Below are 11,509 nucleotides of genomic sequence, written 5' to 3'. Positions count from 1 at the left end.
CGGAGGAGGTGGGTGGGGCCGCCGCGGCGGGGCGGCCCGGGTGCATGTGCGTGGGTGGCGCTGTACAGGTGGGGGCGGGGTGCCGCGGAGGCGGTGACCGGGCCGGACGCGGGCGTGCGGCAGCGCCCGGTGGCGCGGTGCCGGCCGTTCGCGCCGCGGCCCACGGCGCGGCGCGGAGTGGTTTCCCCTGGGCGGCTCGCCGGCCTTCCGCCCGCGGTGGCGCACCGAGCGGGCCCCGCTCGGCGCTGCGAGGCTAAACCGGTTCAGGTCCCGTGTCAACGGTCCGCGCAACTGCCACCCCGGAGGGTGATCCGGGCCCCGGCGGCGAGGTGGATTCCCGGACGGTCAGGCGCGGGGTGGGCATCTGCAGGTCGCGTCCGGGGCCGGTCTCGTCCACCACCGCGAGCAGGCTCCGGGCCACCTGCTCGCCCAGCGCGAAGGTGTCCCGGCTGAGCGCGGTCAGCGGCGGGTGCACGATCCGGGCGAGCACCGAGTCGTCGAAGGAGACGATCGAGAGCTCGCCGGGCACCGCGACGCCCATCTCGCCGGCCACTCCGAGCCCGGCCACCGCCATCACGTCGCTGTCGTAGACGATCGCGGTGGGGCGCCGGGGGCGGGAGAGCAGGGTGCGGGTGGCGGCGGCGCCCTCGGCGTCGCTGAAGTCGGTCGGCACCGAGAGCGCCTCCTCCAGGCCGAGCCGCCTGGAGGCGTCGCGCAGCGCCCGGATCCGGCGCTGGGTGTGCTGGAAGTGCGGCAGGCCGGCCAGGTGCGCGATCCGGCGGTGGCCGATGGCGGCCAGGTAGTCGACGATCGAGAGCATCGCCTCGCGGTCGTCGGCCCAGATCCGGACCGGTCCGCCGCCCTTGCCGGGGCCGCCCAGCACGACGGCGGGCAGCGCGAGTTCCTCCAGGACCTCCAGCCGCGGGTCGCGGACCTGGAGGTCGACCACGATGAAGCCGTCGACCCGGTGTTCGGAGGCCCACCGCCGGTAGACCTCGATCTCGGCGGCGGTGTCCTCGACCACCATCAGGTGCAGCGCGACCGAGTGGGCCGAGAGCACGGCCTGCAGGCCGGAGAGCAGTTGGCTGAAGAACGGCTCGACGCCGATGGTGCGGGCCGGGCGCGCGATCACCAGGCCGACCGCGTCGGCCTTGGCGCCGCCCAGGGCGCGGGCGGCGCTGTGCGGCCGCCAGTTCATCTCCTCGGCGACCCGGAGGATCCGGGCCCTGGTCGCCTCGCTCACCCCGGGGCGCCCGTTGAGCGCGAAGGACACCGCGCCCTTGGAGACACCGGCCTGGCGGGCGATGTCGGCGATGGTCGGTCTGCCCACGGGATCCGACTCCTCTCTTGACATCCAAGTTTAGGCGGGAGCATAGTCCCTGCCATAGCTAGACCGGTTTAGTTAGTCAGGTTCCGGAGTGCGGCACAACCCCCGTTGAGAGAACCCCGGAACATCCCCGGGCAACACCCCGAGCTCAGCACGATCCCCCACCCACCCCCAGGACGGGAGACCCTCATGCGAAGAATCTGGGCGGCACTGACGACAACGGCCCTCACCGCGGCCGCGCTCACCGGCTGCGGACTCGGCTCCGGTGACACCAAGAACAGCGACAGCGTGGCGAGTGCGGCCGCCACCGGCGAGGTCAAGGGCAAGGTCTCGCTGCAGACCTGGGCACTCAAGCCGAAGTTCACCGACTACATGCAGGGCGTGATCGACGGCTTCAAGAAGAAGTACCCCGGCGTCGAGGTCGAGTGGCTCGACCAGCCCGGCGAGGGCTACTCCGACAAGGTGCTCAGCCAGGCCGCCGCCGGCACCCTGCCCGACGTGGTCAACCTCCCGCCCGACTTCGCCCTCCCGCTCGCGAAGAAGGACCTCCTGCTGGATGTCGCCAAGGCCGACCCCAAGCTCGCCGACGAGTACGTCGCCGGCGGCGTCGACGCCTACCGCTTCGCCGGCCGGCAGGGCACCTTCGGCTACCCCTGGTACCTCAACACCGATGTGAACTACTGGAGTTCGGAACTCCTCACGAAGAACGGCCTGGACCCGAAGAAGATCCCGACCTCCCTGGACGAACTCATCGCCCAGGCCCGGGTGATGAAGGAGAAGTCCGGCGGCCAGACCTACCTGATGAGCCGCAAGCCGGGCCTCGGCGACCTCTACAACGCCGGTGTGAAGCTCATGTCCGACGACGGCAAGTCCTTCACCTTCAACACTCCCGAGGCCGCCGCGCTGCTCGACAAGTACCGCGACGCCTTCAAGGAGGGTCTGCTCCCCAACGACGTGCTGACCAACCGCTACGCCGGGAACTCCAAGCTGTTCAACGCCGGCACCGCCGCCTGGACCACCGCCGGCGCCAACTACATCACCAGCCTCGCCACCGACAACCCGACGCTCTCCCCGAAGGTGATCCCCTCACCCGCGCTGGGCACCCCGCCGCTGTACGTCCAGGGCCTGTCCATCCCCAGGAACACCAAGAACCCGGCCGCCGCGGTCGCCCTCTCCCGTTGGGTCACCAACGCCGAGAACCAGGCCGCCTTCGCCCACCTGACCAGCATCTTCCCGTCCACCAAGACCTCCGCGAACGACCCGTTCTTCAGCAAGAGCGACGGCAGCAACGCGAGCGACGCCAAGGTGATCGCGTTCAACTCGCTCGCCAAGGCCAAGCTGATCCAGCCCGTCGAGGTCGACGACGCGATGAGCACCATCATCAACCAGCAGATCGCCCTGGCCATCAGCGGCGACGCGAGCTCCAAGCAGGCGCTGGACTCCGCCGTCGAGCAGTGCAACAAGCTGCTCAAGGGCTGACCCCCACCGCGCCCCACCCCGTACCGGCGAAGCGGCGGGTCTCCCCCACCCGCCGCTCCCGGGAATGACCCGCACCACCCCCCAGGCCCCAGGAAGGCAACGGCAATGACCCACCGGCGCTGGTTCACCCCCTGGCTGCTCGCCGGGCCCGCGATAGTCTGGCTGGCCGTCTTCAACCTCTGGCCGGCCGTCAACACGGTGATCCTGTCCTTCACCAACGCCAAGCCCCTGGGCGGCGGGCAGTTCACCGGCCTGGAGAACTACGGCCGCCTGCTGGACGACGAACAGCTCGCCGACGCCCTGCTCAACAGCATCGTCTTCATGCTGATCTGCCTGCCCCTGCTGACCGTCCTGCCGCTGCTGCTCGCCCTGCTCGTCCAGCGCAAGATCCCCGGCATCACCTTCTTCCGCACCGCGTTCTACACCCCGGTGATCGCCTCCGCCGTCGTGGTGGCGCTGATCTGGGGCTGGGTGCTGGACGACCGTGGTCTGGTCAACGGAGTGCTCCAGCAGACCGGGCTCGCCGGCTCCCCGGTCTCCTTCCTCACCGACCGGTGGCTGCTGCTGTTCAGCGCGATCGCCCTGACCGTCTGGAAGGGCCTCGGCTACTACATGGTCATCTACCTGTCCGCCCTGGCCAACGTCCCGCCGGAACTGCACGAGGCGGCGGCCGTGGACGGCGCCGGCCCGGTGAGCCGGTTCTGGCACGTCACCCTGCCCGGGGTGCGGCCGACCATGATCCTCATCTCCGCGCTGATCTCGGTGAGCTCGCTACGCGTCTTCTCCGAGCTGTACGTGCTCTCCAACGGCCAGGGCGGCCCCGGCGGGCGGGACATGTCGGTGGTGATGCTGATCCAGATGTACAGCCGCGGCTTCAACGGCCACCTCGGCTACGCCTCGGCTCTCAGCCTGCTGCTGTTCGTCGTCACGCTCGGCCCGATGCTGTTCCTGATGCGGCTCAACCGGAAGGCGGCCTGAACCCGTGACCACCCTCCGCGACCCCGTGGCATCCCACCGCGATCCCGCGACCACCCGCCCGACGAAGACCGCCAAGGGCTCCCGGGGCTCCCGGGGCTTCAACACCCCCTCCCCCGCCCAGACCGCCGTCCGCTACCTGCTCCTGCTGCTCGTCCTGCTCCTGGTCATCGGCCCGTTCCTCTGGCAGCTGTCCACCTCCCTCAAGGGCGCGCACGAGGACGTCTACACCCGCACCCCGACCTTCCTGCCCGACCAGCCCACCCTCGGCAACTACGGCAAGGTCGCCGACACCATCCCGGTGTGGACCTACGCGTTCAACTCGGTGATCGTCGCCGCGGTCTGCATCACCGGCAACGTGGTCGGCTGTACGCTGGCCGGCTACGCGTTCGCCCGCCTGCGCTTCCGAGGCGCCAAGCTCGTCCTCGGCCTCTTCCTCGCCACGCTCGTCCTCCCCGGCGAGGTCACCATCGTCTCCCAGTACGTGCTGGTGCGCAGCCTCGGTCTGGCCGACACCCTGGCCGGCGTCGCGCTGCCGGGCTCGATCGCGATGCTCAACGTGCTGCTGATGCGCACCGCCTTCGCCGCCGTCCCGGTCGAACTCGACCAGGCCGCACTGGTGGACGGCGCCAACGTCTGGCAGCGGCTCTGGCACGTCGGCCTGCCGAACGTGCGGGGCATGCTCAGCGTGATCGTCATCTTCACCTTCATCGGCGCCTGGGACGACTTCCTCTGGCCGCTGATCGTGCTCAACGACCCGCAGAAGTACACCCTCACCGTCGGGCTTCAGTACCTCAACGGCACCTTCTCCGCCAATCCCCGGCTGATCGCGGCGGGGACCATGATCGCCTTCCTGCCGATCGTCGTGGTGTTCGGCGTCTGCCAGCGCTTCTTCTTCCGAGGCGTCGAGGAGGGAGCCGTCAAGGGATAGCCCACCGTCCGTACGCCCCGACACCGTTGAGGAATCGACCGCAGATGACCGGCACCCCGCAGGCCCCGCGCTTCGGCGTCAACTACACCCCCACCGCCGGCTGGTTCCACCACTGGCTCGACTTCGACCTCGACGCCGTCCGCGCCGACCTCGACTCCGTCGCCGCGCTCGGCCTGGACCACGTCCGGGTCTTCCCGCTCTGGCCCGTCTTCCAGCCGAACCGCAGCCTGATCCGCCCGCGCGCCGTCGAGCAGCTGGCGGCGCTGGTGGACGCCGCCGGCGAGCGCGGGCTGGACGTCGCCGTCGACGGGCTCCAGGGCCACCTGTCCAGCTTCGACTTCCAGCCCTCATGGACGCAGACCTGGCACCGGCGCAACATGTTCACCGACCCGGACGTGGTGGACGGCCAGGCCGCCTACCTGCGCACGCTGGCCGGGGCGCTGCAGGGCCGCGCCAACTTCCTGGGCATGACGGTCGGCAACGAGGTCAACCAGTTCTCCGGAGAGCCGCACCCCGACCCGGACCGGGCCACCCCCGAACAGGTCGACGCCTGGCTGCGCCGGATGCTCGACGCCTGCGAGCAGGGCGCGCCCGGCCGGCTCAACCTGCACGCCTCCTACGACGCCGCCTGGTACCTGGACGAGCACCCGTTCACGCCCTGGCACTCGGCCCGGATCGGCGCGGCCACCGCCGTGCACTCCTGGGTGTTCAACGGCACCGCGCAGCGCTACGGCGCGCACTCCACCGCCACCGCGCAGCACGCCGCCTACCTGGTCGAGCTGGCCAAGGCCTGGGCGGACGACCCGCACCGCCCGGTCTGGCTGCAGGAGGTCGGCGCGCCGGCCCCGCACATCACCGCCGAGGACGCCGCCCGCTTCACCGGCGACACCGTGGACGCGGTGCTGGACTGCCCGGACCTCTGGGGCGTCACCTGGTGGTGTTCGCACGACGTGGACCGCTCGCTGGCCGACTTCCCCGAGCTGGAGTACAGCCTCGGCCTGCTCACCACCGACCGCCGGGTCAAGCCGGCCGGCGCCCGGATCGCCGCCGCCGTCGCGCAGGTGCGGGCCGGCTGGGCGCCGCCGCGCCCGCGCACCACCGCGGTGGTGGTCGCCACCGGCGACGAGGTGACCTCGCCCAAGCGCTCGGTCTGCGGCCCCGGCGGCGCCGTCTTCGAGGCGTTCATGCGCCTCGCCGAGGCCGGCGCCCGGCCGACCACGGTGCTCGCCGAACACGCGGAGGACGCCGCCCACCTGGCCGCCCGCGGGATCACCGAGGTGGTCCACCCCGAAGACGTACGCTGACGATCACCGCCCACCCTCTCAGTCACGCAACGGAGCCTGCAGACATGCACGATGACCGCACCCTGGTCGAGTCCCGCCTCAAGCGCGTCCTGGACGAGCGCATCCGCCCGGCGGTCTACCCCGAGTCCGTCCCGCTGACGGTCTCGGTCTGGACGGCGCCCGGCGAGCCCGTCCCGGTCGCCGAGGGCCTGGCCGCGCCGCGCACCCCGATCGCCGTCGGCGACGCGTGGGGCGCGCCGTGGGGCACCAGTTGGATCACCGTCACCGGCACGGTGCCCGAGGCGTGGGCCGGGCGGACGGTCGAGGCGCTGATCGACCTCGGGTTCGACGCCAACATGCCCGGCTTCCAGTGCGAGGGCCTGGTCTACCGCCCGGACGGCACCCCGGTGAAGGGCCTCAACCCGCAGAACCAGTGGGTGCGGATCGCCGCCCCGGCGGCCGGCGGTGAGCCGGTGGAGCTGCACGTCGAGGCCGCGTCCAACCCGGTCATCCTCGACTACCACCCCTTCCTGCCGACCGAGTTGGGCGACAGGGAGACCGCCGGCTCGGAGCCGCAGTACAAGCTGGAGCGGATGGACCTCGCGGTCTTCGACGAGACGGTCTGGCAGCTCGTGATCGACCTGGAGGTACTCGGCGAGCTGATGGAGGAGCTGCCGGTCGACGGCGCCCGCCGCTGGGACGTGCTGCGGGCCGTCGAGCGGGCGCTCGACGCGATCGACCTCCAGGACGTCAACGGCACGGCTGCGGCCGCCCGTTCGCAGCTGGCCGAGGTGCTGGCCGCGCCCGCCGCGCCGTCCGCGCACCGGATCAGCGCGGTCGGCCACGCGCACATCGACTCGGCCTGGCTCTGGCCGCTGCGCGAGACCGTCCGCAAGGTCGCCCGGACCACCGCCAACATGACGGCGCTGCTGGAGGACGAGCCGGACTTCGTCTACACCATGTCCCAGGCGCAGCAGTACGCCTGGATCAAGGAGCACCGGCCCGAGGTGTACGCGCGGGTCAAGAAGGCGGTGGCCGAGGGCCGGTTCGTGCCGGCCGGCGGCATGTGGGTGGAGTCCGACACCAACATGCCCGGCTCCGAGGCGATGGCCCGTCAGTTCGTCCACGGGAAGCGGTTCTTCCTGGAGGAGTTCGGGGTCGAGAACCAGGAGGCGTGGCTGCCGGACACGTTCGGCTTCACCGGCGGGTTGCCGCAGATCATCCGCAACGCGGGCTCCAAGTGGCTGCTGACGCAGAAGATCTCGTGGAGCCAGGTCAACAAGTTCCCGCACCACACCTTCCTCTGGGAGGGCATCGACGGGACGCGGATCTTCACGCACTTCCCGCCCGTGGACACCTACAACTGCTCCATGAAGGGCAAGGAGATCGCGCACGCCGCGCGGAACTTCAAGGACAAGGGCGTCGCCCGGCACTCGATCGCCCCGACCGGCTGGGGCGACGGCGGCGGCGGGACGACGCGCGAGATGGTCGCCAAGGCGGCCCGCCTGCGGGACTTGGAGGGTTCGGCCACGGTGCGCTGGGAGCGGCCGGCCGAGTTCTTCGAGAAGGCGCAGGCCGAGTACCCGCAGCCGCCGGTCTGGGTCGGTGAGCTGTACCTGGAGCTGCACCGAGCCACCCTGACCAGCCAGGCCAAGACCAAGCAGGGCAACCGCCGCAGCGAGAACCTGCTGCGCGAAGCCGAACTCTGGTGCGCCACCGCCGCGTTGCGCACCGGCCTGGCGTACCCGCACGAGCAGCTCGACAAGATCTGGAAGACGGTGCTGCTGCACCAGTTCCACGACATCCTGCCCGGCTCGTCGATCGCCTGGGTGCACCGCGAGGCGGAGGCCACCTACGCGGGCCTGGCCGCGGAGTTGGAGGCGTTGATCGGCCGGGCGCAGCAGGCGCTGGCCGGGGACGCCGCGGGCGGGCGCGAGCTGGTGTTCAACGCGGCTCCGCACCGCCGCTCGGCGGTGCCGGCGGGCGGGGCGGCGGTACCGGCCGGGGCGGCGGGCTGCTCGGTGGCCGCTCGCGCCGGGGGCGGGTTCGTCCTGGCCAACGGGCTGCTCTCGGTGACCGTCGACGGCGACGGTCTGGTGGTCTCGGTGGTCGACCTCGCGACCGGCCGGGAGACCGTGGCCCCCGGCGCCCGAGCCAACCTGCTCCAGCTGCACCCGGACTTCCCGAACATGTGGGACGCCTGGGACGTGGACCAGTTCTACCGCAACACCGTCACCGACCTGACCGGGGCCGACTCACTGACGGTGTCGCACGACGCGCCGGACGCGGTGGCCGTGCGGGTGGCGCGGTCCTTCGGCTCGTCCACGGTCGTCCAGACGCTGACCCTGCGCGCGGGCGTGCAGCGGCTGGACATCGACACCGAGGTGGAGTGGCACGAGACCGAGAAGTTCCTCAAGGCGGCCTTCCCGCTGGACGTGCACACCGAGCGGTACGCCGCCGAGACCCAGTTCGGCCACCAGTACCGGCCCACCCACACCAACACCAGTTGGGAGGCGGCCAAGTTCGAGGCCTGCAACCACCGCTTCGTCCACCTGGACGAGCCGGGCTGGGGCGTCGCTCTGGTCACCGCCTCCACCTACGGCCACGACGTCACCCGCACGGTGCGCGAGGCCGACGGCGGCACCACCACGACCGTCCGGTTCTCGCTGCTGCGCGCGCCGCGCTTCCCCGACCCGCGCACCGACCAGGGGCTGCACCGGTTCCGGCACGCGCTGGTGCCGGGCGCCGGGATCGCCGACGCCGTCCGCGAGGGCTACCTGATCAGCCTGCCCGAGCGGCGGGTCACCGGCTCCGTGGACGCCGTCCGGCCGCTGGTCGAGCTGGACGACGAGGCGCTCGTGGTCAGCGCGGTCAAGCTGGCCGACGACGGCAGCGGCGACCTGGTCGTCCGCGTCTACGAGGCCAACGGCGGCCGCGCCCGGGGCCGGCTCACCGCCTCGTTCCCGCTGGCCGGGGCGGTGCCCTGCGACCTGCTGGAGCGGCCGTGGGACGGCACCCGCGGCGAGGTCGCGGTGGACGGGGACGGCGTGGCGCTGGCGCTGCGACCGTTCGAGCTGGTCACACTGCGGCTGACGCCCGCGTCCGCCTGACGTACGCTGCTCGACCGCCCCCGCTCGCCCGGGCGGGGGCGCTCACCCTCCCGCTTCTCGTTCTGGAGCCACCCGCGATGACCGCCTCCCCGTCCGCTCCCCCGCTGTTCGCCGCCGTCGACATCGGCGGGACGAAGATCGCCGGAGCGCTCGTCGACCGGCACGGGGAGCTCTCCCACCGGCTCCAGCTGCCCACTCCGGCCCGGGAGGCCGGCACCGCCGTGCTGGCCGTCGTGCACCGGGTGCTCGACCACCTCGCCGCGGCCCCCGGGTGGTCCGCGGTGACCGCCGTCGGCATCGGCAGCGCCGGGCCGGTGGACCTCCAAGGCGGCACGGTGAGCCCGGTCAACATCCCCGGCTGGCGGGCGTTCCCGCTGGTCGCCGAAGTCGCCGCCCACCCCGCCGTGGCCAGGGCCGGGGTGCCGGTGGCGCTGGCCGGGGACGGTGTCGCCATGGCCGCCGCCGAGCACTGGCGCGGCGCGGCCCGGGACGCCGACAACGCGCTCTGCCTGGTCGTCTCCACCGGCGTCGGCGCCGGGCTGGTCCTGGACGGCGCCGTCCGCCCCGGCCCCAGCGGCAACGCCGGCCACCTCGGCCACATCACCGTCGACCTCGACGGCGACCCGTGCCCGTGCGGCTCGCGCGGCTGCCTGGAGGGCCTCGCCAGCGGCCCGGCCATCGCGCGGCGGGCCCTCGCCCAGGGCTGGCGGCCGGCCGGCGAGGACCGCTCGGCGCGCGCCGTCGCCGCCGACGCGCTGGCCGGTGACCCGGTCGCGCTGGCCTCCTTCGACCGGGCCGCCCAGGCGCTGGCCGCCGGGATCGCCGCCACCGCCGCGCTGGTCGACCTCGACCGGGTGGTGATCGGCGGCGGTGTCGCCGAGTCCGGCCCCGCACTGTTCGACCCGCTCGCCCGCCACCTCGACCGGTACGCCGCCCTGCCCTACATCCGCGGCCTCGACGTGCGACGGGCCGAACTCGGCACCGACGCGGGCCTGATCGGCGCGGCGGCCCTCTGCCGATAGGGCCCGTCACGAGAGAGCCACCCATGCCCCCACGCGCCCGCCCCCCGTTCGCGCCGCTCGCCAACCCCGTCCGCGCCTACGCCTGGGGCTCCGCCACCGCCGTCCCCGCACTCACCGGCACCCCGCCCACCGGCGAGCCGCAGGCCGAACTCTGGATGGGCGCCCACCCGTCGGCGCCGTCCCTGCTCGACGACGGCGACGGGCCGCGCCCGCTGGACGAGCTGATCGCCGAGGACCCCGAGGCCGAACTCGGGGCCGGCACCGTGCGGCGGTTCGGACCGGAACTGCCCTTCCTCTTCAAGGTGTTGGCCGCCGAGCGTGCCCTCTCGATCCAGGTCCACCCCACCCGCGCGCAGGCCGGGGCGGGCTACGCCGCAGAGGAGGCCCGCGGCATCCCGCTCGACGCCCCGTACCGCACCTACCGGGATCGCGGCCACAAGCCGGAACTCATCTGCGCCCTCGGCGACTTCGAAGCGCTCTGCGGGTTCCGCCCGGCCACCGCCACTGCCCGCCTGCTGGACGAGCTGGCCGTCCCGCTGCTCGCCCCCTGGGCCGCCGCGCTGCGCCACCGGCCCGCCGGGGAGGTGCTGCCCGCGCTCCTGCGCCACGTCCTGGAGGACGTCCACCCCGGCCCGGCCGACCTCGCCGCCGTCACCGGGGCACTGTGCCGAGTCGCCGACGACGGCGGGCCGTTCGCCGAGGCCTGCGCCGCGTACGCGCGAGCCGCCCGCGACTACCCCGGCGACCCGGGCCTGGTCGCGGCGCTGCTGCTCAACCACGTCCGACTCCGGGCCGGCCAGGCGCTCTTCCTCGACGCCGGGGTGCCGCACGCCTATCTGCACGGCCTGGGCATCGAGTTGATGGCCAACTCGGACAACGTGCTGCGCGGCGGCCTCACCGCCAAACACCTCGACGTGGACGGCCTGCTGGCGGTGACGTCCTTCCGCACCGGCGAACCCCGCGTCCTCGCCCCCGAACCGGGCGCCGACGCGGTCGAGGAGGTGTTCCCCTCCCCCGCCGCCGAGTTCCGCCTCTCCCGCCTCCACCCCACCGGCAGCCCCACCCGGGTCGACCTGCCCGCGGCCCCGCAGATCCTCCTCTGCACCGCCGGCCACGCCCGCCTGCACGCGCCCGACGGCCGCCGCCTGGACCTGCACCCGGGCCGGTCCGCCTACCTGCGCCCCACCGGCGAGCCGGTCCACCTCACCGGCCCGGGCGCGGAGCTGTTCCGCGCCACCACCGGCCCTTGAGGTTCACCGCCCGGCAGGTTCACACGGCCTGCCCAAGGCCCGAAGAGGGGGCGGAGGCGGCCGGACGGCGGGGCTCCGCCGGGCCGGCGACCGCCGGCGGCAACCGCTCGGCTGAGCGGTGCCGGCCCGGCG

8 protein-coding genes are annotated in these 11,509 nt (G+C 73.1%); 7 read left to right on the top strand and 1 reads right to left on the bottom strand.

Annotation, left to right across the window (positions count from 1 at the left end):
- Positions 1–253: 253 nt before the first annotated feature.
- Complete coding sequence (locus ACZ6NC_RS31580; protein ID WP_465737274.1) at positions 254–1,330, bottom strand: LacI family DNA-binding transcriptional regulator; 1,077 nt, start codon at positions 1,328–1,330, stop codon at positions 254–256.
- A 186-nt stretch (positions 1,331–1,516) separates the two neighbouring features.
- On the opposite strand from ACZ6NC_RS31580, the gene ACZ6NC_RS31575 reads away from it, so the two are divergent.
- The 7 genes from ACZ6NC_RS31575 to manA all read left to right on the top strand — a co-directional run bounded on the left by ACZ6NC_RS31575 (position 1,517) and on the right by manA (position 11,377).
- Positions 1,517–2,806 (top strand): ABC transporter substrate-binding protein, encoded by a 1,290-nt coding sequence (locus ACZ6NC_RS31575; RefSeq protein ID WP_465737273.1) that lies wholly within the window; start codon positions 1,517–1,519, stop codon positions 2,804–2,806.
- Between the two features lie 105 nt (positions 2,807–2,911).
- A complete protein-coding gene (locus tag ACZ6NC_RS31570; RefSeq protein WP_465737272.1) occupies positions 2,912–3,784 on the top strand; it encodes a carbohydrate ABC transporter permease in 873 nt (290 codons plus the stop codon).
- A 4-nt stretch (positions 3,785–3,788) separates the two neighbouring features.
- The gene (locus ACZ6NC_RS31565; RefSeq protein WP_465737271.1) at positions 3,789–4,712 is read left to right on the top strand and encodes a carbohydrate ABC transporter permease; all 924 of its coding nucleotides are present in this window, start codon (positions 3,789–3,791) and stop codon (positions 4,710–4,712) included.
- A gap of 44 nt (positions 4,713–4,756) precedes the next feature.
- Positions 4,757–6,016 carry a glycoside hydrolase 5 family protein gene (locus ACZ6NC_RS31560; protein ID WP_465737270.1) on the top strand — a complete coding sequence of 420 codons (1,260 nt, stop codon included), beginning with the start codon at positions 4,757–4,759 and terminating at the stop codon, positions 6,014–6,016.
- A 44-nt stretch (positions 6,017–6,060) separates the two neighbouring features.
- Positions 6,061–9,105: an alpha-mannosidase gene (locus ACZ6NC_RS31555; RefSeq protein WP_465737269.1), complete on the top strand. Its 3,045-nt coding sequence runs from the start codon at positions 6,061–6,063 to the stop codon at positions 9,103–9,105.
- Between the two features lie 77 nt (positions 9,106–9,182).
- On the top strand, positions 9,183–10,127 hold the full coding sequence (locus ACZ6NC_RS31550; RefSeq protein WP_465737268.1) for an ROK family protein: 945 nt from the start codon (positions 9,183–9,185) through the stop codon (positions 10,125–10,127).
- A 23-nt stretch (positions 10,128–10,150) separates the two neighbouring features.
- The gene (manA, locus tag ACZ6NC_RS31545; protein ID WP_465737267.1) at positions 10,151–11,377 is read left to right on the top strand and encodes a mannose-6-phosphate isomerase, class I; all 1,227 of its coding nucleotides are present in this window, start codon (positions 10,151–10,153) and stop codon (positions 11,375–11,377) included.
- The last annotated feature ends 132 nt before the right edge of the window (positions 11,378–11,509 follow it).

The sequence above is a fragment of the Kitasatospora sp. NPDC041988 genome (assembly GCF_055588525.1).
The sequence above is the reverse complement of the archived record's forward strand: the minus strand, read 5'-3'. Positions and strand labels throughout refer to the sequence as shown.